Source organism: Bradyrhizobium zhengyangense, assembly GCF_022012555.1.
In the GTDB taxonomy this organism is placed as follows: Bacteria; Pseudomonadota; Alphaproteobacteria; order Rhizobiales; family Xanthobacteraceae; genus Bradyrhizobium; species Bradyrhizobium zhengyangense.
Map to the genome: position 1 here is coordinate 178,006 of NZ_JAKLTZ010000012.1, position 22,899 is coordinate 200,904.

Here is a 22,899-nt window from a genome sequence, read left to right on the forward strand (position 1 = left end):
CAAACTGCCCCGGAATCGGGGGATGGAATGGTCAGCTTTTTGAAAGCCCGGCAAAGGGCCGTCTTGTCGGAGGAGTTCGAGCGCGAGCTGACGCGCGAAGTGCTGCGCACCGAGTTGCTGCGGGTGAAGGCGCTGATCGCCACGGGCCTCGTCATGCTGGTCTTGCTCACGGCGACCTTCGTGATCGACCCTGCCATCGCGAACCGGATCTGGCGCGGGACCGAGGGGATGATCCGCGAATACGTCCTTGTGGCAGGATTCCTGCTGTTCGAGGTCTGGGTCCACAGCCAGATCAGGCGAAACCTCAAGCTTGATCGCGACCTGCCGGTGGTCAGGCGCTATATCGGCGCCTTTATCGAGACGTCGCTGCCGACGCTCATCTTGATCCTGCAGATCCGCAGCATGGGCGCTGGGCCTGCGCTCGGTTTCGTGTTGCCGATGGTCTATTTCATCTTCGTCATTCTTTCGACGCTGCGGCTCGATTTCTGGCTGTCGACCTTCACGGGATTTGTCGCAGCCGCCGAACTCCTGACAGTCGCGCTGTATTACAATTCCGCAAGCGACACCGGAGAACCCCTGATCTATTTCCACACCGTGCGCAGCATGGTGATCCTGGTCTGCGGCGTGCTTGCGGGCTCCGTCGGCGCGCAGTTGCGGCGACAATTCAGCGCGAGCATCGCGGCGGCCACCGCGCGCGATCGGGTGACCAACCTGTTCGGCCAGCACGTCTCGCCGCAGGTGGTCGAGCGGCTGATGGCGGAGGGGACGAGCGTCGCCGGCGATATCAGGCGCGTCGCGGTGATGTTCGTCGATTTCCGCGGCTTCACCGCCGGCGCGCAGTCGCGCACCCCGCAAGAGGTCGTCGACCGGCTCGACGGCGCATTCGCCGTGCTGGTCGACATTCTCGACCGCCATGGCGGCATCGTGAACAAGTTTCTGGGCGACGGATTTCTCGCGCTGTTTGGCGCGCCGCTGGAGGCGTCCGATGCCGCGCATCGTGCGGTCGCCGCAGGCCGCGACATGCTGACCGCGATGGATCACATCAATGCGCAGACGAGCTGGCCGCTCAGAATCGGCATCGGCATTCATTTCGGCGAGGTCGTCGCCGGCAATATCGGCTCGCCCCGGCGCAAGGAATACACCGTGATCGGCGACACCGTGAACTTTGCATCGCGGCTCGAGGCGCTCAACAAGGAGTTCGGCTCGCAGCTCCTGATCTCGGCGTCCGTGCGCGAGGCGCTCGGAGACGACGGCGAGGATGCGGTCGCGCTCGGCGAAGTCACCGTGCGCGGTTATGAGCAGCCGGTCGCGGTGTTTCAATTGGGGTGAGGGGACTGCTCGCGTTTCTTTGAAGGCGCGTGCCGAAATATCCTGGGCTGCCCTCCGCTCTTGCATTCGGGACGTCGAAATTGTTTCGACCTCCATTTGCTACGCGGAGAATATCCATGATCCGATTGAGCGTCGTCTCGGCCGCCGTGATTGCCGCGGCCGTTTATCAAATCGAGGCCGCGTCGGCCCGCGATGCGGCCCCCGCCCGGCGTGGTGTTGCGCATGCGACGGCGGATTGCGTCAGGGCGCCGGCCGAGGCGGCCTATGCGACCGCTCCCTACAAGGAGCCGCCCTGCATGCCGAAAGCCACGAACTGAGTTCGAACCCGGCGAAGCCGGGCTGGCCAGTGCCGCCAGCCCGGCTGTTTCTGCTGGCATATGCGGTATTCCAGTAGCGCTTGACTCCTCTTTCAACTAGTCATCTATATGACTATATGAATTCAGCTCCGCGCGACGGTCGTCTGCCCCGCTACCAGCGCCTGCGCGACGACCTCGCCGCGCGGATCAACCGCAATGAATGGCGGCCGGGCGAGCCGATTCCATCGGAGGCCGAGCTTGGCGCGCATTACGGTGTCGCCATCGGCACCGTGCGCAAGGCGATCGACCAACTCGTGGCGGATGCCGCGCTGGAGCGCCAGCAGGGCCGCGGCACCTTCGTGCGCCGTGCGCGGTTCAATTCCTCGCTGTTCCGCTTCTTCCGTTTCCAGTCCGAAAGCGGCGAGCGGCGCGTGCCCAAGAGCCGCATCCTCCGGCGCAGAAGCGTGCCGGCGACGTCAGCCGTGGCATCGGCGCTGCGCATGCCGGTCGGTGAACCCGTGATCAGCCTGTCGCGCCTGCGGTTGATCGATGATGTGCCGCTGCTCGCCGAAGAGATCTGGCTCCAGCAATCGCGCTTCGCGCCAATTCTCGAAATCGATACCGCTGAGTTCGGCGACCTGCTGTATCCGCTATATGAGGAGCGCTGCGGTGAGGTGGTGGTTTCCGCCGAGGAAATTCTGACGGTCGAGACCGCCAACGAGATGCAGGCGCGCCTGCTCAGGCTCGAGGCCCATGCGCCGCTGATCGTGATCGAGCGCCTCGCGCTCGACCTCGAGCGGCGGCCGATCGAATGGCGCAGGTCGCGCGGGCCGGCGGACCGCTTCCGCTACCACGCCGAGATCCGATAGAGCGGCTCTTCAACGTCATCAAGCAATAACGAGTACAGGGGTAGGGAACATGTCGAACTGGTACAGCGAAAGCTCGCCGCTGGAGCGGCGCACGTTCTGGGCAAGTTTTGGCGGCTGGGCGCTGGATGCGCTCGACGTTCAGATGTTCGGCCTCGCGATTCCGGCGTTGATCGCAGCCTTCGGCATCAGCAAGGCTGATGCGGGACTGCTCGGCTCGGTTACCCTGTTCTTCGGCGCGTTCGGCGGCTGGCTCGGCGGCGCACTCGGCGATCGCTTCGGCCGTGTCAAAGCACTCCAGATCACGGTCGCGACCTTCGCGCTCGCGACCTTCGCGTCGGCATTCGCGATGAGCTACACCCAGCTGCTGGTGCTCAAGGCGATCCAGGGCCTCGGCTTCGGCGCCGAATGGGCCTGCGGCGCGGTGCTGATGGCCGAGATCATCCGCCCCGAACATCGCGGCAAGGCGCTTGGCACGGTACAGAGCGCCTGGGCGGTCGGCTGGGGCGCGGCTGTGCTGCTGTCCGCGCTGGTCTTCACTTATGCACCGGCCGATATCGCCTGGCGCATCCTGTTTGCGATCGGATTGTTGCCGGCGCTGCTCATCATCTTCATCCGCCGCGGGCTGAAGGAGCCGCCGCGCGCCGTGGCCAAGGACGCAGAAGCGCCGTTCTTCGCCACGCTGGCAGGCATCTTCCATCGCGATGTGCTGCGCTCGACCCTGGTCGGCGGTCTGTTCGGCATCGGCGCCCATGGCGGCTATGCCGCACTGACGACGTTCCTGCCGACTTACTTGCGCGAAGTGCGGCACTTGTCGGTGCTCGGCTCCAGCGGATATCTCGCCGTCATCATCATCGCCTTCTTCTGCGGCTGTGTCGCCAGCGGGATCATCAGCGACCGCATCGGCCGTCGCGCCAATGTCGCGTTCTTCGCCAGCGCCTGCATCGTCACCGTGCTGGTCTACATCTTTGCGCCGCTGACCAACGGCCAGATGCTGTTGCTCGGTTTTCCACTTGGCTTCTTCTCGGCCGGAATCCCTGCGAGCATGGCCGCGCTGTTCAGCGAGCTCTATCCGGCCGGCGTGCGCGGCACCGGCGTCGGCTTCTGCTACAATTTCGGCCGCGTGGTCTCCGCCGCGTTTCCCTTCCTGGTCGGCTTTCTCAGTGATCGCATCGGCCTCGGGCCCGCAATCGGCATCGACGCGGCGTTCGCCTATGCGCTGGTGCTGATCGCGGTGGTTCTCCTGCCCGAGACCCGCGGCAAGGTGTTCGAGCAGGCCGCAGCCGCCCGCGTTTGACGGGAATGAGGAGCAACAACCATGACATCGTTCAAGCGCGGCCTGACGCGCCGCCAATTCGGCGCGGGCGCTGCAGCCCTGGTGGCAAGTGCGGCTGCGGGCAAAGCGGCAGGTGAGGCGACGATGCCTGTGATCGATACCCACGCCCATGTCTTCCATCGCGGATTGAAGCTCGCGCCGGGCCGGCGCTATGCGCCCGAATACGACGCGCCGCTGTCGCTGTATCTCGAGCAGCTCGACCACAACGGCATGAGCAACGGCGTGCTGGTGCAGCCCAGCTTCCTCGGCACCGACAATTCCTACCTCGTCGATTGCCTGAAGCAGACCAATGGCCGCCTGCGCGGCATCGCTGTCGTCGATCCCTCTATTTCGGCAGATGAGCTGCGCGCGCTCGACAAAGCCGGCATCGTCGGCATCCGCCTCAATCTCGTCGGCCAGCCCTTGCCCGATCTCGCGGCGAGCGAATGGAAGGGACTGCTCGCCAACGTGAAGGCGATGGGCTGGCAGGTCGAGATCCAGCGCAACGCGTCCGATCTCGCCGTGCTCACCCCGCAATTGCTCGATCTCAGCGTCACTGTCGTGCTCGATCATTTTGCGCTGCCGGATCCCAAGCTCGGCGTCTCAGATCCCGGCTTTCAATCCGTGCTGAAGTTAGGGGCGACGCGAAACGTGTGGGTCAAGATCTCTGCGCCGTATCGCAACGGACCAGCCGGCGAGAGCTTTGCGAAGGAGGCCTATCCGCTGCTTCGCAGTGCCTATGGTCTCGATCGCCTGCTGTGGGGCAGCGACTGGCCGCACACGCAGTTCGAGGCAACGCAAACCTACGCGAAGAACCGCCAATTTCTCGACATCCTCGTGGCCGACGAGCGCGAACGCGCGCAAGTGCTGTCCTCGCCGCGGCCTCTCTTTCGCTTCTGATACGCGCAGCGATTGCTCCGATTGCACTCAATTTTGGGGCATGACGAGCGATGTTTTGCCCTTGTAGAGTGCTGCGGGAGGCGGCCGGTTTGCGGCCGCCATTTGTGTGAGGAAACACCATGCAGCGCCGCTACGTCACCGTCGACGTGTTCACCGACCGCGCCTTCGGCGGCAACCAGCTCGCCGTGGTGCTCGATGCTGCCGGGCTCTCGACGCGTCAGATGCAGGCGATCGCGACGGAGTTCAACTATTCCGAGACGACCTTCGTGCTGCCGCCGCGCGACAAGGCCAACGACGCCGAGGTGCGCATCTTCACGCCGGTAAGGGAGATGCCGTTCGCCGGTCATCCCAATGTCGGCACCTCCTTCGTGCTGGCAAGTCTTGCGAAAGAGCCGAAGCCACGCCTTTTGTTCGAGGAGATTGCGGGCCTCGTGCCGGTCGACATTTTTCGCGAGCAGGGAAGGGTGGTCAGCACCGAGCTCACCGCGCCGCAGCCGCTGTCGCGACTGGCGGAAGTCTCGGCCGCTGACGTTGCAGCCTGCATCTCGTTGACGGCTGATGACATCAGGACCGATCACCATGCGCCGCAAGTGGTCGGTGTTGGAACGCCGTTCCTCGTGGCAGAGGTGCATTCGCGCGATGCGCTCAAGCGCGCGAGGCCCGACGCAGCCGCGTTTGGCAGGGTCCTTCCTCGCGACGATGCCCGCTCCGTGTGGTTCTACACGCGCGACGTGCCGGCGTCCGAGGCGCCGACCGAGCGGCAGGCGCGTATGTTCATGCGCGGTGCTGGCGGACTCGCCGAAGATCCCGCCACCGGCAGCGCCACCGTCGCCGCCGCCGCGCTGTTCGCCGATCTCGATCCCTTCAGTGACGGCGAACTGAAGCTCACCGTTGGCCAAGGCTTTGACATGGGCCGGCCGAGCATCCTGCAGACGCGCGTCGTCAAGCGGGACGGCAAGATCGTGTCAGCGCATGTCGGCGGTGCCTGCGTGCAGATGATGGAGGGGACGTTCAAGCTGGCAGGAGCGGAATGACGGCTACAGCTGCCGCCCCGCCAGATTCTTCACCGCCACGCCTTCGCGCTCCTCGATGATTTCCGCGATCATCTGGCGGTGGCAATGGGTGTGGTCGCGCTCGTAGCAGAGCAGGCAGACCGGGCCGGCCTTCTTCACCAGCGCCGAGAGTTCGTCCATCTGCTCCCTGGCCTCCGGTGTCTTCAGGTGCTTTGCGAAGATCTTCTCCAGCACGTCGTATTGGCCGCTGCGCGCGGCGAGGCGGCCTTCCTTCGGCGTGCCGAGGCCAGCAAGGTGGACATAGGCAATGCCGCGCTCGTCGAGGCCAGCGGCCAGCTGCTTCTTGGAAAAGCCCGGCCGCCGTGACGACGTCACCGCGCGTACGTCGACCACAAGCTTGACACCGGCCTGCTCGAGCTCATCCAGCACGGCCTTGGGCGGCGTCTGCTCATAGCCGATGGTGAAGAGTTTCTTCGCCGTGGCCATCCATTCTCCTCAGCTCACTCGCGCGATCAATTCCATGGCGCCGTGCGGTGCGCGCACCTTGCCCTCGTGGATGACATAGGCGAACACGTCGCGCGGTTCCTTCTTCGGCTTCGCCTTGTCAACCTTCGGCAGGTCGTCGGGTTCACTTCCCTCCGCCCAGGCTTGAAAACGTTCGGCCCAGGCGTCCAGCTGCTTCGGCGGATAGCAGGTCTTGATCTCGTCATTGCCCTTCTGCAACCGGGCATAGACGAAATCGCCGGCGACATCGGCAATCGCTGGATATTTTCCGTGTTCGGCAAACACGACCGGCGTCTCGAATTGGCGGATCAGCGCGATGAAATCGGGTGTGCAGAAACTGTCATGGCGCACCTCCACGACGTGACGCAGCGGGCGTCCGTCGAGCTTGCGTGGCAACAGCTCCAGGAACTTGCCGAAATCGGCGCCGTCGAATTTCTTGGTCGGCGCGAACTGCCACAGCGCCGGGCCAAGATGGTCGCCGAGTTCCAGCACGCCGGAATCGTAGAAGCGTTTGATGGAATCGCCGGCCTCGGCCAGTACGCGCCTGTTGGTGGCAAAGCGCGGCCCCTTGACCGAGAACACAAAACCATCGGGCACTTCGCTCGCCCATTTGCGAAAGCTCTCCGGCTTCTGCGAGCCGTAATAGGTGCCGTTGATCTCGATCGAGGTCAGCTTCGAGGCGGCGTAGGACAGCTCCTTCGCCTGCGTCAGCTTCTCTGGATAGAACACGCCGCGCCAGGGCTCGAAGGTCCAGCCGCCGATGCCGATGTAGATGTTGCCGGATTTCTTGGACGCGGTTTTTGCTTTGGCCACGGAGGATCTCGCATCGACGGGAAGGGGATGGCTGCATCCTATTCAAACCAGATGTGATTGGCCAGTTGTCGCATCCCGTCTAAGCTCGCCTCGCGATCTGCGAAAAAAAGGGAGAACAAGATGCGGATGCTGATACTGGGAGCGGCGCTCGTCATGATGACATCTGCTGCCATGACGCCTGTTGCGAGGGCGGATGACGACGATGCGAAAGGCGCGCAGAAGCTCGCCATGCAGGGCCGCGACGATTACTGGCATTGCCTGGCGCGGGAGTATTCGCGCGACAGCAATCAGGGCCTGTCGGAGCAGGAGTTCGGTCGCTCGGTGGCCGGGGCCTGCCCGTCGGAGCGGCAGTATTACCGGGTGGCGCTGCTCGACTATCTCACCTCGCAATATCCGAACATCGATTCCGGTGCCCATCTCGCGACCGCGAACAGGGCGGTGGAGTCGGCGCAGAAGGACATCGTGACCGCCTACGTCAAGCACCGGCCGCCGACGAAATAGGGCCATGACCTGTTGCGGCCCGGCAGCCCTTCCGACCGCGCCTTCATCCGTGATATGAGAGGGCTCATCTGGAACAGGGACGTGGTGGTATGTCGTCTGAGTCGGTAGGTGGCATTTTTGGCGCGATCGTCGCCGCGGTCGTGCTCGCAGTCGCCGTCGTCTTCGGGCCGATCGGCCAGTACGGCAAGCCCCCCAAGCCGGCCAAGGTCGATCCCGCCCCCGCCGCCATGGCGCCTGCCGCCCCTGTGGCCCCCGCGCCTCGGGGCCCGGTGATCCGGGAAGTCCCGAATCAATAATGGCCTGAAAAGGGGCGGTTTCGGCCACTTGCAAAGCGGCTTAGCCATTCCCATTTAGCTTGTAACGGCGACGTTGAGTCAAAAGCTCCGGCGCTGGAACGACCTTGGAATAGCTTGGGCCTGCGCCGGATGTACGCGCGGTCCCGCCGTTCCGGGGTCGTTGGCATTTTAGGCCCCCTTTTGGGGCTGTCTCCCTGAAAAAGCTCCGGCTTGGCAGCGCAGGACGCGGCGGATATACGCTGCCGTCATGAATGAAGCGATCAAACCGGGCGTCGACGGCCAGGCCCAAGAGGGGCCGGAACTGTCGGTCATTGTCCCGACCTTCAACGAGCGCGACAACGTCACCGTGCTGTACCGGCGGCTGGAGGCGACCCTTCCCAACGTCGCCTGGGAGGTCGTGTTCGTCGACGACAACTCGCCTGATGGCACCTGGGACGTCGTGCGCGAACTGGCGCAGAAGGACAGCCGCGTGCGCTGCATCCGCCGTATCGGCCGCCGCGGCCTGTCAGGCGCCTGCATCGAGGGCATTTTGGCCTCCAGCGCGCTTTATGCGGCCGTGATGGACGCCGACCTCCAGCACGACGAAACCCAGCTGCCGAAGATGCTGCTGCTGCTCGCAAGCGACAAGGCCGACCTTGTCGTCGGCAGCCGCTACATCGAGGGCTACAAGAGCGAAGGCTTCAACAAGCAGCGCGCCGGCGCCAGCGCGCTGGCGACCGAGGTCGCCAGGAAGATACTCCGGGTCGAGATCGCCGATCCGATGAGCGGCTTCTTCATGGTTCGCCGCGACCGTTTCGAGCAATTGGCGCCGAAACTCTCGGTGCACGGCTTCAAGATCCTGCTCGACCTCGTTGCGACCGCGCACGGCTCCCTGCGTGCGATCGAAATTCCCTACACGTTCGGCGCCCGCCAGCATGGCGAAAGCAAGCTCGATTCCCTGGTGGCGCTCGACTTCCTCGGCCTCGTGCTGGCGAAGCTGACCAACGACATCGTCTCGCTGCGCTTCATCCTGTTCGCGATGGTCGGCGGCATCGGCCTCATGGTGCATCTCGCAACGCTGTTCATCGCACTTCAGCTGATCAGGGTGCCGTTCGCGGAGGCGCAGGCCGCCGGTGCGATCGTCGCCATGACCACCAATTTCATCATGAACAACTTCCTCACCTATCGCGATCAGCGGCTGAAGGGTTTTGCGATCCTGCGCGGCCTGATCATGTTCTACGTCGTCTGCAGCGTCGGCCTGCTCGCCAATGTCGGCGTGGCCTTCTCTGTCTACGATCAGGAGCCGATCTGGTGGCTGGCCGGCATGGCCGGGGCGCTGATGGGCGTGGTGTGGAATTACGCGATGTCCGGACTGTTCGTCTGGCGCAAGAAATAGCGCGCCAAGGATTCAGCTATGGGTGGGGCTGACGCGCGGATCGTCCGCAATGCGGCGCTGGTGATCCTCGCGCTGGTCGTCTTGCGGCTGGTCGCGGCCGCCTTCACGCCGATCACCTTCGACGAAGCCTATTACTGGATGTGGTCGAAGAATCTGGCGGGCGGGTATTACGACCACCCGCCGATGGTGGCTTACGTCATCCGTGCCGGCACTATGATCGCCGGCGATACCGAGCTCGGCGTCCGCCTGGTCTCGATCCTGCTCGCGCTTCCGATGAGCTATGCGATCTATCGCTCGGCCGCGATCCTGTTCGGCGGTGCGCGGGTGGCTGCGACCAGCGCCATCCTGCTCAACGTCACCATGATGGCCTCCGTCGGCACGCTGATCGTGACGCCGGATGCGCCGTTATTGGTTGCCTCCAGCTTCGTGCTGTTCTTCCTCGCCAAGGTGCTCGAGACTGGCCGCGGTGTCTGGTGGCTTGCGGTCGGCGCAGCCGTCGGCGCGGCGCTGCTGTCGAAGTACACTGCGATGTTCTTTGGCGCTGCGATCCTGATCTGGCTCGCTTCCGTGCCGAAACTGCGGCGCTGGTTCCTCTCGCCCTGGCCCTATCTCGGCGGCCTCGTCGCGCTGGCGCTGTTCTCGCCGGTGATCCTGTGGAATGCGGATCATCATTGGGTCTCGTTCGTCAAGCAGCTCGGGCGCGCCAAGATCGAGGATTTCCGCCCGGTCTTCATCGCCGAGCTGATCCCGACCCAGATCGCATTCGCGACGCCGCTGGTCTTCATCCTCGGCGCGATGGGCCTGCATGCGCTGACCTGGCGCCGGGCCGGCGCGCTGGCCTCCCGCGTGCTGATCGAGACGATGTTCTGGACCATCGTCGTCTATTTCTTCTGGCATTCGCTGCATGCGCGCGTCGAGGCCAACTGGTTTGCGCCGGTTTATCCGCCGTTCATTGTCGCCGCCGCAGCCGCCGCCAACCTTGCACAGTGGAAGCCGCGGGCGCGACGCCTGGTGGATTTTTGCCTGCGCTGGGCCGGGCCTGCTGGCATCGTGATGTTCGCCGCGCTGATCCTGCAGGCCAATACAGGCTGGCTATCCGGTTATCGCCGCGATGCGACCGTGCGCAGCGTCGGCGTCGGCTGGCGCGAGCTCGCTGCCAATATCGAAGCAGAACGCGTGCGCCATGGTGCGACCTGCGTGCTCACGCCTGATTACGGCACCACCGGCTGGCTCGCCTTCTATCTGCCGCGCGGGGCCTGCGTGGTGCAGCAGAACCAGCGCATCCGCTGGGTCAACATGCCCGAGCCGGATCCGAAACTGCTCGCAGGCAAGCTGCTCTATGTCGACGAAGTCAGGCCCGATGGCCATCCCTTCCTCAACGATCTCTTCACGCATGTGACGCGTGTCGCCGAGCTGCAGCGCAAGCGCGGGCCGCTCGTGGTCGAGACCTACGGCGTCGACCTGCTCGAGGGTGCCAAGGGCGACGTCCTGGATCGCTCGCCGCCGCCCGAACTGGTGCCTTGAGCGATCACAAGATCTTGCCGTTGAACGACAATTCCTTGATCCGCTTTTCCCAGTCGATCAGGGAACGGTACCATCCCAGCGTATGGGTGGTGGGATCGTCGCCACTCACCGTGCCACGCTCCAGAGCCTGTTTTATCTCCACGATACCTTCATGGACGCGGGAGGATGGATCGAATTTCAGGCGTTGGATGATCTTGGCAAAGGACAAATTATAGGTTCGCTTGTCCGTCGCATCCGGGATCGTATGCGTAACGATGTTCGGGATGATGTCCTTGACGAAGTTGGCGAGCTGCTTGATCTGATAGTTGAGATCGTCACTGCCGACGTTGAACGTTTCCCCGGACACGACTGACGCTTCGCTCTCGATGCCCATCATCAGGGCGCGGCAGACGTCATGAACGTGGATGAACGGCCGCCATTGCTCGCCGCCTCCCATGACGTAGATCACCCGCTCCTTCCAGGCGCGGAGCGTCATGACGTTGATGGCGAGGTCGAAGCGCATGCGCGGAGCCAGGCCAAACACGGTGCTGTTGCGCAAGATGACCGTTTCGAACGTATCGCTTTGCAGCTTGCGCAGCTCGTCCTCGACGTGGAGCTTGCTTTCGGCATACAGCGTCTGCGGCCGGCAGACCGCGTGCTCGTTGAGCGACACTTCCTGGCCGTGGCCGTAGACCGACGCCGAGCTCGAATAGACATAGCGGCGAACGCCGGCCCGCTTAGCCGCGCGAGCCAGACGAACGCCCCCCTGATGGTTGATCGAGACCGTCAGCTCGGGGTCGATTTCGGCGGAGGCGTCGTTGCTCAGTCCCGCCAGATCGATGACAGCGTCCATGCCTTCGAACTGTTGGGGGTCGACGGTGCGGATGTCGTCGACGAGCATCTTGATGTTCGGGTGGGAAGCCGCCTGCATGAATCGATCCCGGCCGAAAAAACATCGATCGAGCGCAGTCACCGAATAACCCTTTTGGGCCAGCATCTGGCACAGTGGAATGCCGATATAGCCGCCTGCTCCAGTGACGAGAACTTTCTGCATGTCCTAGACTTCTATATGCTTGGGAAACATCGGGTTGGCTGCGACTATGCGATTAAGGCTTCGTTCTGTTTTGCGCCGATTGGCGCGCATACCGGATGGCGGCAACGATGAGATCGCATTCCTCGTCGGTCATGTCGTTGTAGACCGGGAGCGCAATGACGTTGTAAGCGACCCTTTCCGTCACGGGTAAATTCACTTCCCTCTGCGTCGTGTAGGCGGTCATGTGGTGGCAGGGCGGGCTGTAATACTTCCGGACGAAGACATTGTGGGTCTCGAGCGCTGACGTCAGTGCATCCCGGTCGAGCCCGAACTCCCTGGCGTCGACGACGACCGGCAGATAGAGCCAATTCGTTTGCACGCCTGCAGGCTCTCGCCCCACGCGCAAACCGGGAATTTTGGAAAGCCCGGTCCGCATGCGCTCGACGGCGTGTCGGCGCGTCGCAATGGCCTGCTCGAACGTCTTGAGTTGCTCGAGGCCGATGAGGGCCGATATCTCGAGCATTTTCCCGTTCAAGCCCGGCTCGTGACAATCGGCGCCGTCGACTTGCCCGAAGTTGCGCATCGCCTTGACGCGCGCGAGCAATTCCAAATCGTGGCTGCAGACGCAGCCGCCTTCCATTGTTGCGAAAGCCTTGGTGGCGTGGAAGCTGAACATCTGCGCGTCTGCGCAACCGCCCACCAATTGCCCATTGAAGCGCGTTCCGAAAGAGGGCGCGCTATCGACCAGAAATCTCAGCTTGTGAGTTTCGGCTATCCGGGCGAGCGTCGCGTAATCGCTGGCGATCCCATAAGCGTCGACAGCAAGAATGGCGACGGTACGGTCAGTGATCCTGCGCTCGACATCATCAGGGTCGAGGCGCATCGTCTGGTCGTCGAGAATGTCGGCAAAGACCGGTTCGGCGCCGACCCATTTGATGGCATGCGGTGTTGCGCTGAACGTGAACGACGGCACGATGACTTCGCCGCCGGTGATGCCCGCAGCCCGCAACATGGCCATCATCCCGATCTGGCCATTGCAGAAAACAAGGGTAGGAACGCCAAGATACTCGCTCAGGCGCGTCTCGAATTCGACAACCCAGCGGGAATTGTTCGTGACCTGGCCCGTCTCCAGCGCGGTTTCGAAAGCGGCCAAGAACTGTTCGGTTCTTGGAAACCTTGGACGCACGATATGAAGCGGGCTCCTGCCCAGGGGCGTGAGAGATTCAAGCGGGACTGCGGCAGTCATCTCGAGTCCTGAATATCGATTCAAGTCTGTGACGGCTTACCGATATAGATCGAGACTTGCGTGGAGCATTCGTGCGCGACGTGATCCGCGATTGACAGGCGCGTTTGGACTAGCCCCGACTGGCGAATCAATATTCTAGTGGCGCTCTCCGGCATCCATTCGCGAACGGTCCTTTTGGCATATGAAGAATTTCGTCATTAATCTCGATCGCCATCCAGAGAAATTCGAGAACTTCCTGAAGCGCAATGTCGGCTGTGGAATCGCCTTCGAGCGCTTCTCCGCGACGAATGGCCTTGAGTTGACCGATCAGGAGGTGATGGCGATGCGGCTCGTTGCGCCCCGATCGCAGTTCACCAGGGGAGCCGTTGGCGGCGCCGCTTCACTGTGGCGGATCTTGAACTGGATCGCCAAGCAGAATGAGCCTGCCCTTGTCTTTGAGGACGATTGTACCATCCGCCACGACATCATCGGACGCCTGGAGGCGCTTCTTCCGTCCCTTGGGAGCTGGGATCTTTTGGTGCTCGGATACAATACGGATTCGGTACTTGATCTCGAGCTCGCGCAGGGCATGAAGTCGATGATGGTCTTTCGGCCCATCCACCCGGATGACGCGAGTGATGCCGCTTTCCAGAAATCGAATTCTCAGGTGGCCGCGCTCCGGCTCAATTGTTGTTTCGGCCCGGCCGGGACCGCGATCTCTCCCCAGGGAGCGTCGAGGTTGTTGGAGCTCTGTTTCCCGATGGACAACCGGCCTGTCAGAATCGAGGCGCTCGGAAACCGCATGCTGCCAACGATAGGATTGGATGGGATGGGGAACAGCACCTACCACCTCTTCAAGGCGTATGCTTGCTTCGCGCCGCTTGTGGTGCCGCGCAACAACAATGCGACGTCGACTACCTATACTCACGATGCGCGCATCTGGGGCTAACAGGGGCGTCGCGCACGATGAAACTCGCGATCATGCAGCCGTATTTTCTTCCTTATATCGGCTATTATCAGCTCATTAGTGCGGTCGATCTCTTCATCGTCTATGATAACGTAAAATATGTAAAAAAGGGCTGGATCAACCGCAACAGGATGCTGGTCAACGGCAAGGACGCGTTGTTCTCGCTCCCGTTGAAGAAGGACTCGGACGCCCTCGATATTCGCGACAGGGAGTTGGCGGCCGACTTCGACCGTGCAAAGCTGCTCAATCAATGGCAAGGGGCCTATAGAACTGCGCCTTTCTTCAAGCAGACCTTTCCACTTCTGGAAGAGATTGTTGGCTTTCAAGATCCTAATCTATTTCGCTATCTCTTCAATTCGTTGCAGATGACCTGCGAGCATCTCGGTTTGAAGACCTCCTTCAAAATCTCGTCCGAGGTGCCGATCGATCATTCGCTCAAGTTCCAGGATAGGGTGCTTGCATTGTGCGAAGCGGAAGGCACGCAAAAGTACATCAACGCGATCGGCGGCCTGGAGCTCTACGATGCCAATGCTTTCAGTGCCCGTGGAATCGAATTCAGAGCGCTTCGCGCGCGACCGTTTCCTTATCAGCAGTTCGGGCAGCCTCATGTGCCGTATCTATCGATCGTCGATTTGCTGATGTTCAACTCGGTATCGAAGCTGGGCGAGATCATCGCCGAAAACTACGATCTGGTTCAACAGGACGTATAGGCCTTAAGCCCGGTTCGTCCGAAAACGGTCCGGCGTCGAGATCGACGCCTCATTCGAATACGACGTAACTCTGCTGCGGCGAGATCGTGCTGCGGCAGATACGATAGCCCTGGGTGCCCCATGCCTCGCGCAGGGCCAGGGTTTCGCCCGGATTCTCGGCGAGGACCAGCTCGTCAAACCCGACGATGCTGTTCTTTGCCAGATAGGGGCGAATGAGTTCGAGGCATCTCTTCGTCGGCTCGTAGAGATCAAGGTCGAAATAGGCCAGCGAGATGATCGTCTCGGGATGCTTCTCCAGATACACGGGAAGGGTTTCGGTCACGTCGCCCTTGACCAACTCGAACTTGCGAAGGTGGCTGCGCGGTGCGAGCTTCTCCTGCGCCGACAGGATGTCTGCCAGTACGTCTTCGTAATGGGGCGTGACGCTGAGCCCGCCGACCTTCAGCCCGTCGAAATCGCCATCCTGGGGCGCTACCGACGGGAAGCCCTCGAACGTATCGAAGCCAACAACCTTGCGGCTCATGTTGTAGGGCTCGTAGATGTGGCGCATCGTCGTGAACAGCGCCATGTTCTGCCCCCAGCGCACGCCGAATTCCATGATGACGCCATGCGTGTGCAGGGTCATCGAATAGAGATCGTGCATGAAGAGAATACGCGCCAGCGACGGGCGATTGAGGAACAGGCCGAGATTAGCGTGGAATTCGCGCGCAGGCATCGGCGACGTCTTCATCAGTTCCTGCAGCCGGCCGTAAGCGGCCACTTCGTCCTGGGCAGCAAAGGTAAAGTTCTGCGCGTCCTGCGGATCGCTTGGCGTCATGATTTGTGCTCACACGTTGCTATGTTGATGAGAGGAGAGGGCGCTGAGATCCCGACGCTCAATCCGCGAGCCGCCTGAGATTTTTCGCGCCAGTCTTCAGCCCGCCATAGTAGTAGTCGTGGAATCCAGCGGTCTCCATCAGGTCAAAGACCTTTTGCATGTCGTACTTGACCCGGTGCAGCGCGAAGGTCTCGCCGTCGAAGGTTGCAAACGCGGCGCGTGGATCGCCGTCGCGCGGCTGGCCCACGGACCCCGGATTGCAGTAGGTCTTTGCGCCGAAGCGGTGGATGCTTTGCACGTGGGTATGGCCGCTCACGAAATGGGTGCCGGACAGGCGCGCGAAATAGTCTTCGCTCGGGTTGGTCAGGTACTCGTCGATCGGATCGCCCCATCCGGCGTGAACGACCTGAACATTCCCGACCTGCATTTGCAGGTGAAAGGCCCTCAGCCAGTTCACGTTTTCGGACGTGATCGCCTTTCTCTGATAAGCCAGGCACTCGTTCACGCTCTTGGATCGGGTGCAGAACCCGCCGAAGCCCAGGTACCAGTCGTGGTTGCCGAGAACGCTGTGGATGCCGCGTCGCTTCAGTTCATCGCAGCATTCGTTCACCTGGGAATAATAGCCGACCACGTCGCCGACGCAGACGATCTCGGCGACGCGCATACGGTCGATCTCGGCGAGAACCGCTGTCAGCGCCTCGAAATTTCCGTGGATGTCAGAGATGAACGCTATTGTCATGGAAGATGAAATCCTCGGTATAGCGGACGGCTCTGCCACGCTTTATGTCCGGTTGCACCGGCAGTCGTTGCTCGATAGCCATGTCGACCGCCATGAGCGCTTCGTTGTAGCCAAAGGCGGCGCGGATCGAGGTGGATGACGAAATCCGCGGATTGATCTCGAGCAACTTCAGACCTGCATCGGTCTTGCGAAACTGAAAATTTGTCGGTCCGATCGGCGAAAACGCCTTGCACAAATCCCGGACCGCTTCGGAGAACTCGGCCTGGTCGACGACTTCGGCCTTTTCCGTGAATCCATCCTTGGAAAGTCTTCGCTGAAGCGCCATCGAGGCTGAATAGCCGCCTTGACCGTCGCAGAACGCGGACACCGTGAATTCGTCGTCGTCTCGCCCGACGATGGGTTGAGCCATCAACGTTGTCTTTGTCGCGGGAGCAATCTTGGCAAGCTGCTCCGCAGTCTCGACCACCACGATGCCCTTCGAGCCAAAGCCCCGACGAGGCTTCAGCAAGAACGGCAGGCCGCAATTGGCTTTGAGGGCATCGAAGTCCATGTCCAGATAGCTCGGGATCGCATAGGTCGGCATCAATTCCCGCTGCCGTTCGTAGAATGCCCATTTGTCCGAGCACATGGAGATCAGCGCTCGTGAGTTGAGAACCACCTTGGTTCCCGTCGCTTTAAGTTCAGCGACATGATCCGCCCACTTGTACATGTCGGCATCGATGCCGGGGAACGCCACGTCGACCCGATGCTTGCGCAGGAGCGCGACAAGCTGATCGATGTAGTCCGAAGCATCGGTCCTGGGTACGGCTTCAAACACGTCGCAAAATCCTGGTGCGACCGAGTCGGTATAGATCGAGGTGCCGATGAGCTTCATCGGTCGCTTCGACATCCTCAGGGAGCGAAGGATTCCGTAGCCGACGATTCCGGCGGCGCCGGAAACCAGTATCGTCGTCACGATGCCAGCTTTCGATGAACCGCTTCCATCTGCATGCCTTGCACGGAGGAAACGCGGGGAAGATAGTCGACCATCCGGAATAACGTGTCGTCGCAGGAAAAGCCGTTGTCCGGGATATCGGGCTTGTCCGTCAGGAACCTGACTTTGCTCGTGCTTGCAAAAGCCGAAATCGCCGCCGCCGCGATCTGCGAATATCTGACGTTGTCGGGGTTCACGCACCGATAGACGCCTTCGATCTTCATCGCAATGATGGCCGAGATAATTTTGGCGATGTCGTCGGCGTGAATGAAGTTTCTCAGCGGGTCGTTCGAGCCGAAAATGTCGATGTCTTCGTTTCTCTCGGCCTTGTCCATGATGGTGTACAGGAAAGGCTGATGTTTTCGAAACGACTCTCCCACCCCATAAATCTGAGAAGGCTTGAGTACCGCGACAGGCAGCCGAAACTTTCTGGCGCAGAACTGCGCAACATCCTCGGAATGCCTCTTTGAAAGAGCATAGGCTCCGAAGAAGGGAGAATCGTTCGCGAGATCCGAGAAAATACTGGAGATGTGCACGAAGTGCTTCGTGTTTGCTCTTGAGCTTGCGTGACAGAGCTTCATCAGGCCGAGTACGTTGACATTCATGATTTGCAGCGTGTCGGGCAATTCATTGCCATCGAAGGCGGCCGCCATATTGACCACGCAGTCGATCCTGTCGGGAATCTGGACGTGGTCCGAACAGAGGTCCAGCTCGACCTCACAGCCCCGGCGCCCGGCCGTCAGCACGTCGTACCGTTCACGAAGCAGCGGGATAACCGCCTGCGCTAGCGCGGAGGTTCCGCCTATGATCAACACCCTCATGATCGCGCCGAATCGTCCGGCGCGAGTTGCGCGAGTAGCCCGCAGGACAGTTCTGGGTAGTCAACACCGATCTCGCACAGGGCTCGGATGATCTTGGTGTCGAGATGTAGCGACAGGAGCTGACTTGTCGCAAAGGGCTTGAGATAGATGCCTTCGATCTTCTCTATCTTGTAGCCGGCATCGGTCGCCAGCTTGGTGAGGGAGCCGACCGTAAAGTACCGCTGGTGCCCAAGAACCAGATCGTTGTCCGAAAGAGCCTCCATGTCCGGCAGCATTCCCGCAAGATGTCCAAGCCTTCGGTTCATGACCTCGGCATTGGGAACCGCAACAAAGAGCTTCCCCGCGGGGGCCAGAAAGTTCCTGAAACGGTTCAAGATCAGAAGCGGGTCGTCGACATGCTCGAGGATGAAGCCCATGACGATGAGGTCGAATGTTTCGTCCGTCTCGAACTCTTCGAAATAGGTTTCAATGATCTCGCTTCTGCTCTCCGGAAACCGCAGCTTGAAGTTTTGGATCACCGCGGGAGAGCCTTCAAGAACCACATGACGCTTGCAGCCGTCCGAAAAGAGTTCAGTGGCGAAGCCGTGCCCCAGTCCGAGATCGAGGACGGCACGTGGATCTTTCACGACACGAGCAATGCGCTTCGGATACCAGGTCAGCGAAATCTCGTTGTCGAAATCGTAGATGCTTTTGCCCTCGTAGGCAGCGACATGGACATCCAGCCGACTGTTCATGGGTTCTCTTTCGTCAAATTCGATGCGCCATTGGACGCCCGATCTCACGCTTATCAACGGCCCCTTTGATTCGCCACGCGCCGGCGCGGTAGAGCGAAGGCGGTGTCAAGCCTCAAGCAAGCTTCAAGCAAGCTACGAGCGGGATAGTCGAGATGCGGCGAGCTTCCCAAGAGTTGGGAAGCGGATTGCTGTCTGCTGTGCCATGATCCGGAAGGTCCCCATGAACTATCACGACGGCACTCTCGCAAAGGCAAACGAGATCTCGACAGAGCCGTCTTCGCTGACGCGGGATGAAGTTTACCGGATCTGCCTTCGGCACCTGAAGACCGGTGAGTTCGAGCAGGCCGAAGCCCGTTGTCGGGAAGGCCTTGCCTCGGACGCTAACCATGCCGGGCTGCTTCATCTGATGGCCGGCGTCTCTCTGCTCAACGGCGATTACGACGCGGCCATCAACTGGGCCGGCCGCGCTCTCACGAACGAGATGAAGGCGACCTATCTCGCAACGTTCGGGACGGCACTGCTGGGCAAGGGGCTCCAGGCGCAGGCGCTCGAGGCGTTTCAGCGCGCGGTGGCGCTCGATCCCGTTGATCCGTCGATCTGGGAGAATTTCGGCAACACCCTGAACAGGGTGGGGCAGGCCAACCAGGCGAGCTTCTGCTTCCTGATCGCGCGGGCCTATCAGAAATTGCCGTTCCTCGGCGAGTGCCGCTCCGTCTCCCGCATTGCCTGGAACGCCCTGACGGCGCAATTCAATCCGCATCTTCGAACCCGCGCGACGCCGGACGTGGCGCGCGATCCCATCCACTGCTTCTGGTCGAACGCGCCGCTGAGCGACATGTCGCGCCTGTCGCTGCAATCGATGGTCCGTCAGGGCCATCCGGTGAAGCTGTACACCTATGACAACGCCGCCGCGATGCAGGCGCGCGTGCCGCCCGGGGTGATGCTGGTCGATGCGGCAAGCCTCGTGCCTGCTGCGATCTACCAGCATGCCGTTCTCAACAGCGAGATCCGCTATTTCAGCGACATCTACCGCTATGCCGTTCTTCACGAGTTCGGCGGCTGGTGGCTCGATACGGACATCGTGCTGGTCAAACCCCTGGATTTCGGCAGGGAGCATGTGTTCTCCGCGCAATGGTCCGGCGTCGAGCAGGGGCATGTTTGCGGCGGCGATGTGATGCGCGCGCCCAGGGGCTCGATTCACATGGCCAATCTCTATGCGCTGTCGCTCCAGCGGCTGTTCAGCGAAAAGCGCGTCGAATACGGCGCGGTGGGGCCGCTGCTGCTGAGCGAATATCTGCTCGTTGCCGGCGATGAGGATCTTCTGGCGTCGATCGTGCCGCCGACGACCTTCAACGCGATCGATCGGCGTGAAGTGGAGCTGTTCGTCTCCGAGAGCCGCGCCGGCTTCGAGCTGTTGAGCGACCCTCGCGTGACCGGTGTCCATCTCTGGGGCAGGATGTGGGCCGAGCGCGGCTTGCGCATCGATGCCGTCCCCGAGCAGAGTGTGGCGGGTTATCTCAAGAATCTGGTGCTCGAGCCGAACTGGCTGACGCAGCTCGCGGCGAAATACGACTCGGACAAGGGTGCGGTCTACAAGGGGCATGTTGCCCACCACTACACGCGCATCTATCACCAGCTGTTTCAGTCGAAGGCACTCGAGCCTATCCGTATCCTGGAAATCGGCCTGTGCCGCGGCCGCGTCGAAGGCTGGGCCCAGGATCAGGTGCCGTCGCTGCAGATGTGGCTGGACTACTTCCCGAATGCCGAAGTTATCGGCGTAGACATCGAGGATTTCAGCTGGTTCTCGCATCCACGCGTCCGGATCCATCGTGTCGATCAAGGCGACCGCAGCATGCTGGAAGAGCTGGCACGCAAGGAGGCGCCGCTGGACATCATCATCGATGACGGTTCTCACGCCTCAGTGCATCAGCACCTGACGCTCGGCGTGCTGTTTCCTTCGCTGAAACCGGGCGGCCTGTTCGTCATCGAGGATCTGGATTGGCAGCCGCCGGAGATCCCGTCCAATGGCGCGCCGCTGGTCAAGGATGTGCTCAACGCGATGAAAGCGGGCGGCGCGTTCACGTCCAACGTCATGACCGAGGCGGAGGCGAAGCTGATCTCGGACGAGGTCGACGAGATCCTCATCAATGACAGTTTCCGCGAGCTGATGTCGCGCGGGCTGCTCGGCGGCCTCGGCGTGCTCAGGCGCAAGGCGCAGAAGCTCAGTCGATCATCTCGGCCCGCGCAGTGATCTGGCTCGGGCTGTCCTGGTCGCGCCAGAACCAGACGGTCACGACGCCGGAGCGGCCGCGGACCTGGGTGAGCAGGGGACCCGACAGCACGCCGTCGGGCGCGCCGTGGAAGTCTGCGGCGTCCAGCAGCGTGTCGGTCAATGCGAGACGCGCATTGTTTTGCGCGGCGACCTCCATCAGCCGGCTGGCGAGATTGACGGTGTCGCCATTGGCCGTGATGTGCTGATGACTCTCGCCGAGACGCGAGGCGACGATCGGACCACAATGCGCGCCGATCTTGAAGCCGAGCCGTCCGCTGATCGCAGGCGGCAGCGATGCGATCCACCGTTCGACGCCGCGGTGCAGGTCGATCGCACATTTCAGTGCACGCGCCGCGTCGTCGGGCATCGCGCGCGGCAGGCCGAACAGGATCATGGCGCCGTCGCCGAGAAAGCTCGTGATCATGCCGCCGCAATCGACCGCGGCCTTGTCGATCAAGGCGTGGAACGCCTTCAGAATGTTCTGAAGTTCGTCCGGATCGATCTGTTGGCTCAACGCGGTGAAATCCGAGAGATCGATGAAGACGATGGCCCCATCCTGCCGAACGGGCTTCGCCAGGAAATCGGGATCGCGCGCCAGCCATTCCTGCACCGCTGGCGCCTGGAGTTGCGCCAGCGACCGGCTCTTGGCGGCGAGGTACTGCGTGCGGCGGGCTCCGGCCCAGGTCTGCACGCCGACGAACACGGCGACCGGCGGCACCGCGGCCGCGAGCGTGGTCGCGGCATCGAGCCAGACGCCGTGCGTGAACGCAAATAAATTGAGCCCGGCCCAGGCGATCATCAGCGCGGCCGCCGCGACGAAGCCGAGCGCGCTGCGCCGCCAGGCCAGCAGGCCGACCAGCAGCATCGGCAGCAGGATCGCGATCAGCGCATCGGCGATGTGGACCTTGCGGTCGCGCACGATGTTGTCGCCCGCGATGAGATGCGTGATTGCGGTCGAGATCACCTCGGCGCCGGGCATCAGGGAATCGAATGGCGTGGGGAAGAAGTCGCCGCCGCCGGCAACCGCAGCGCCGATCACGACGATCCGGTTCTCGATCACCTTGCGATCGAGCGTGCCGTCGAAAATGCTCTGCGCGCTCACGGTGCGGATGGTGCGGCGCGGGCCGTAGTAAGTGATAGGCAGCGAAAAGTCGGTGTCGGTCGGCACCGCGCGATCGCCGAGCATGAGGTGATCGGGCGCGATCGTCAGCTTCTTGTCGAGGGCGCGGCTTGCGACCCGCAGCGGCAACGACAGTTCGACCCTGTCGCGGGTCCGGAACAGCATCGGCACCGAGAGCGGCGAGCCGGATTGCCCGGTCGCGACGTTGACGACGCCGACATCGGCGTGATCGGCGAAAGCAGGTAACGGCAGCAAGAAGCGCTCGGCCTGGGGCAGAGCGGCGAGCGGCCCGGCGCTGCCGGGCGCCACCGTCTCGCTCGCGCTCGGGAAGATCGCCGCGGCCGCGAGCACCATGGGACCGGTCGCGAGCGTGTTGGCCAGCGTGGCGTCGCCGATCGCAGCGCTGCGGTCGACCAGCAGCAGATCGATCGCGATGACCTTCGGCTTGAACTGCACGATGGTGTCGACCACGCGCGCCAGATCGGCGCGCGGCAGCGGATAGCTGCCGCCGCGCTTGACCACGGTGTCGTCGATGGCGACGATGGTGACGAGATCGGGCGGCGCTTGCACGCCGCGCGCGAGCGTGCGCAGGTCCGTCAGCGTCGCCTCGAGCCGGTCGAGAAAGGCGAGATGGCCGTAAGCGTGAGCGGCAAAAATGCCGGCACCCCACAAAGCAGTGAGGATGAGGGCCACCAATATCTGTACGCGTCTATTCATTACGTCTGACTTGCAATCTTCTTTTTGTTCTCAGGGCCTGCCTGAGCAGGTCGTGCGGAC

General features: G+C 62.1%; 23 protein-coding genes. 13 read left to right on the forward strand and 10 right to left on the reverse strand.

Annotated features, from left to right (window positions below):
• Positions 1-27 precede the first annotated feature (27 nt).
• The 6 genes from L6639_RS32895 to L6639_RS32920 all read left to right on the forward strand — a co-directional run bounded on the left by L6639_RS32895 (position 28) and on the right by L6639_RS32920 (position 5,740).
• Entirely contained in the window at positions 28-1,329 is a 1,302-nt protein-coding gene (locus tag L6639_RS32895) for an adenylate/guanylate cyclase domain-containing protein (RefSeq protein ID WP_237865758.1), read from the forward strand.
• A gap of 116 nt (positions 1,330-1,445) precedes the next feature.
• Entirely contained in the window at positions 1,446-1,646 is a 201-nt protein-coding gene (locus L6639_RS32900; RefSeq protein WP_237865759.1) for a hypothetical protein, read from the forward strand.
• Positions 1,647-1,762: 116 nt separating this feature from the next.
• Positions 1,763-2,494: a GntR family transcriptional regulator gene (locus L6639_RS32905; protein ID WP_237865760.1), complete on the forward strand. Its 732-nt coding sequence runs from the start codon at positions 1,763-1,765 to the stop codon at positions 2,492-2,494.
• Between the two features lie 49 nt (positions 2,495-2,543).
• Entirely contained in the window at positions 2,544-3,788 is a 1,245-nt protein-coding gene (locus tag L6639_RS32910) for an MFS transporter (protein WP_237865761.1), read from the forward strand.
• A gap of 21 nt (positions 3,789-3,809) precedes the next feature.
• Positions 3,810-4,706, forward strand: coding sequence for an amidohydrolase family protein (locus L6639_RS32915; RefSeq protein ID WP_237865762.1), 897 nt, complete (start codon positions 3,810-3,812; stop codon positions 4,704-4,706).
• Positions 4,707-4,825: 119 nt separating this feature from the next.
• Positions 4,826-5,740, forward strand: a complete 915-nt coding sequence (locus L6639_RS32920) for a PhzF family phenazine biosynthesis protein (protein WP_237865763.1) — start codon at positions 4,826-4,828, stop codon at positions 5,738-5,740.
• Positions 5,741-5,743: 3 nt separating this feature from the next.
• On the opposite strand, the gene L6639_RS32925 is transcribed toward L6639_RS32920, so the two are convergent.
• Positions 5,744-6,205 (reverse strand): DUF488 domain-containing protein, encoded by a 462-nt coding sequence (locus tag L6639_RS32925; RefSeq protein WP_237865764.1) that lies wholly within the window; start codon positions 6,203-6,205, stop codon positions 5,744-5,746.
• Positions 6,206-6,214: 9 nt separating this feature from the next.
• Positions 6,215-7,036, reverse strand: a complete 822-nt coding sequence (locus L6639_RS32930) for a DUF72 domain-containing protein (RefSeq protein ID WP_237865765.1) — start codon at positions 7,034-7,036, stop codon at positions 6,215-6,217.
• A gap of 120 nt (positions 7,037-7,156) precedes the next feature.
• Between L6639_RS32930 and L6639_RS32935 the strand changes: the two genes are divergently transcribed.
• The 4 genes from L6639_RS32935 to L6639_RS32950 all read left to right on the forward strand — a co-directional run bounded on the left by L6639_RS32935 (position 7,157) and on the right by L6639_RS32950 (position 10,732).
• Positions 7,157-7,537: a hypothetical protein gene (locus L6639_RS32935; protein ID WP_237865766.1), complete on the forward strand. Its 381-nt coding sequence runs from the start codon at positions 7,157-7,159 to the stop codon at positions 7,535-7,537.
• 89 nt (positions 7,538-7,626) lie between these two features.
• Positions 7,627-7,833, forward strand: coding sequence for a hypothetical protein (locus L6639_RS32940; protein WP_237865767.1), 207 nt, complete (start codon positions 7,627-7,629; stop codon positions 7,831-7,833).
• Positions 7,834-8,080: 247 nt separating this feature from the next.
• Positions 8,081-9,208, forward strand: coding sequence for a glycosyltransferase (locus L6639_RS32945; RefSeq protein ID WP_237865768.1), 1,128 nt, complete (start codon positions 8,081-8,083; stop codon positions 9,206-9,208).
• 18 nt (positions 9,209-9,226) lie between these two features.
• Complete coding sequence (locus L6639_RS32950) at positions 9,227-10,732, forward strand: glycosyltransferase family 39 protein (protein ID WP_237865769.1); 1,506 nt, start codon at positions 9,227-9,229, stop codon at positions 10,730-10,732.
• Between the two features lie 4 nt (positions 10,733-10,736).
• Here L6639_RS32950 and L6639_RS32955 read toward each other — a convergent pair whose 3' ends face one another.
• Positions 10,737-11,765 (reverse strand): NAD-dependent epimerase/dehydratase family protein, encoded by a 1,029-nt coding sequence (locus tag L6639_RS32955; RefSeq protein ID WP_237865770.1) that lies wholly within the window; start codon positions 11,763-11,765, stop codon positions 10,737-10,739.
• Positions 11,766-11,817: 52 nt separating this feature from the next.
• On the reverse strand, positions 11,818-12,897 hold the full coding sequence (locus tag L6639_RS32960) for a DegT/DnrJ/EryC1/StrS family aminotransferase (RefSeq protein WP_237865771.1): 1,080 nt from the start codon (positions 12,895-12,897) through the stop codon (positions 11,818-11,820).
• A 274-nt stretch (positions 12,898-13,171) separates the two neighbouring features.
• Between L6639_RS32960 and L6639_RS32965 the strand changes: the two genes are divergently transcribed.
• Positions 13,172-13,918 carry a glycosyltransferase family 25 protein gene (locus L6639_RS32965; RefSeq protein WP_237865772.1) on the forward strand — a complete coding sequence of 249 codons (747 nt, stop codon included), beginning with the start codon at positions 13,172-13,174 and terminating at the stop codon, positions 13,916-13,918.
• 17 nt (positions 13,919-13,935) lie between these two features.
• Positions 13,936-14,646: a WbqC family protein gene (locus tag L6639_RS32970; RefSeq protein ID WP_237865773.1), complete on the forward strand. Its 711-nt coding sequence runs from the start codon at positions 13,936-13,938 to the stop codon at positions 14,644-14,646.
• A gap of 49 nt (positions 14,647-14,695) precedes the next feature.
• Here the strand turns inward: L6639_RS32970 and L6639_RS32975 are convergent, their stop codons facing one another.
• The 5 genes from L6639_RS32975 to L6639_RS32995 form a co-directional block, all read right to left on the reverse strand.
• Positions 14,696-15,463 (reverse strand): TylF/MycF family methyltransferase, encoded by a 768-nt coding sequence (locus L6639_RS32975; RefSeq protein ID WP_237865774.1) that lies wholly within the window; start codon positions 15,461-15,463, stop codon positions 14,696-14,698.
• Between the two features lie 58 nt (positions 15,464-15,521).
• A complete protein-coding gene (locus L6639_RS32980; RefSeq protein ID WP_237865775.1) occupies positions 15,522-16,202 on the reverse strand; it encodes a metallophosphoesterase family protein in 681 nt (226 codons plus the stop codon).
• Positions 16,180-17,091 carry an ATP-grasp domain-containing protein gene (locus L6639_RS32985; protein WP_237865797.1) on the reverse strand — a complete coding sequence of 304 codons (912 nt, stop codon included), beginning with the start codon at positions 17,089-17,091 and terminating at the stop codon, positions 16,180-16,182. The genes L6639_RS32980 and L6639_RS32985 overlap by 23 nt, the downstream gene beginning before the upstream one ends.
• Before the next feature lie 62 nt (positions 17,092-17,153).
• Positions 17,154-17,996 (reverse strand): NAD-dependent epimerase/dehydratase family protein, encoded by an 843-nt coding sequence (locus L6639_RS32990; protein WP_237865776.1) that lies wholly within the window; start codon positions 17,994-17,996, stop codon positions 17,154-17,156.
• Positions 17,993-18,730 carry a class I SAM-dependent methyltransferase gene (locus L6639_RS32995; protein WP_237865777.1) on the reverse strand — a complete coding sequence of 246 codons (738 nt, stop codon included), beginning with the start codon at positions 18,728-18,730 and terminating at the stop codon, positions 17,993-17,995. The genes L6639_RS32990 and L6639_RS32995 overlap by 4 nt, the downstream gene beginning before the upstream one ends.
• Before the next feature lie 220 nt (positions 18,731-18,950).
• Here L6639_RS32995 and L6639_RS33000 point away from each other — a divergent pair, with 220 nt between their 5' ends.
• Positions 18,951-20,981: a glycosyltransferase gene (locus L6639_RS33000; RefSeq protein WP_237865778.1), complete on the forward strand. Its 2,031-nt coding sequence runs from the start codon at positions 18,951-18,953 to the stop codon at positions 20,979-20,981.
• Here the strand turns inward: L6639_RS33000 and L6639_RS33005 are convergent.
• Complete coding sequence (locus L6639_RS33005; protein ID WP_237865779.1) at positions 20,953-22,839, reverse strand: CHASE2 domain-containing protein; 1,887 nt, start codon at positions 22,837-22,839, stop codon at positions 20,953-20,955. The genes L6639_RS33000 and L6639_RS33005 overlap by 29 nt on opposite strands.
• Positions 22,840-22,899 lie beyond the last annotated feature (60 nt).

Coding starts and splice junctions, on each gene's coding strand:
- L6639_RS32895 (WP_237865758.1), top strand. CDS start 28: ATGGTCAGCTTTTTGAAAGCCCGGCAAAGGGCCGTCTTGTCGGAGGAG.
- L6639_RS32900 (WP_237865759.1), top strand. CDS start 1,446: ATGATCCGATTGAGCGTCGTCTCGGCCGCCGTGATTGCCGCGGCCGTT.
- L6639_RS32905 (WP_237865760.1), top strand. CDS start 1,763: ATGAATTCAGCTCCGCGCGACGGTCGTCTGCCCCGCTACCAGCGCCTG.
- L6639_RS32910 (WP_237865761.1), top strand. CDS start 2,544: ATGTCGAACTGGTACAGCGAAAGCTCGCCGCTGGAGCGGCGCACGTTC.
- L6639_RS32915 (WP_237865762.1), top strand. CDS start 3,810: ATGACATCGTTCAAGCGCGGCCTGACGCGCCGCCAATTCGGCGCGGGC.
- L6639_RS32920 (WP_237865763.1), top strand. CDS start 4,826: ATGCAGCGCCGCTACGTCACCGTCGACGTGTTCACCGACCGCGCCTTC.
- L6639_RS32925 (WP_237865764.1), bottom strand. CDS start 6,205: ATGGCCACGGCGAAGAAACTCTTCACCATCGGCTATGAGCAGACGCCG.
- L6639_RS32935 (WP_237865766.1), top strand. CDS start 7,157: ATGCGGATGCTGATACTGGGAGCGGCGCTCGTCATGATGACATCTGCT.
- L6639_RS32940 (WP_237865767.1), top strand. CDS start 7,627: ATGTCGTCTGAGTCGGTAGGTGGCATTTTTGGCGCGATCGTCGCCGCG.
- L6639_RS32945 (WP_237865768.1), top strand. CDS start 8,081: ATGAATGAAGCGATCAAACCGGGCGTCGACGGCCAGGCCCAAGAGGGG.
- L6639_RS32950 (WP_237865769.1), top strand. CDS start 9,227: ATGGGTGGGGCTGACGCGCGGATCGTCCGCAATGCGGCGCTGGTGATC.
- L6639_RS32955 (WP_237865770.1), bottom strand. CDS start 11,765: ATGCAGAAAGTTCTCGTCACTGGAGCAGGCGGCTATATCGGCATTCCA.
- L6639_RS32965 (WP_237865772.1), top strand. CDS start 13,172: ATGAAGAATTTCGTCATTAATCTCGATCGCCATCCAGAGAAATTCGAG.
- L6639_RS32970 (WP_237865773.1), top strand. CDS start 13,936: ATGAAACTCGCGATCATGCAGCCGTATTTTCTTCCTTATATCGGCTAT.
- L6639_RS32975 (WP_237865774.1), bottom strand. CDS start 15,463: ATGACGCCAAGCGATCCGCAGGACGCGCAGAACTTTACCTTTGCTGCC.
- L6639_RS32980 (WP_237865775.1), bottom strand. CDS start 16,202: ATGACAATAGCGTTCATCTCTGACATCCACGGAAATTTCGAGGCGCTG.
- L6639_RS32985 (WP_237865797.1), bottom strand. CDS start 17,091: ATGTCGAAGCGACCGATGAAGCTCATCGGCACCTCGATCTATACCGAC.
- L6639_RS32990 (WP_237865776.1), bottom strand. CDS start 17,996: ATGAGGGTGTTGATCATAGGCGGAACCTCCGCGCTAGCGCAGGCGGTT.
- L6639_RS32995 (WP_237865777.1), bottom strand. CDS start 18,730: ATGAACAGTCGGCTGGATGTCCATGTCGCTGCCTACGAGGGCAAAAGC.
- L6639_RS33000 (WP_237865778.1), top strand. CDS start 18,951: ATGAACTATCACGACGGCACTCTCGCAAAGGCAAACGAGATCTCGACA.
- L6639_RS33005 (WP_237865779.1), bottom strand. CDS start 22,839: ATGAATAGACGCGTACAGATATTGGTGGCCCTCATCCTCACTGCTTTG.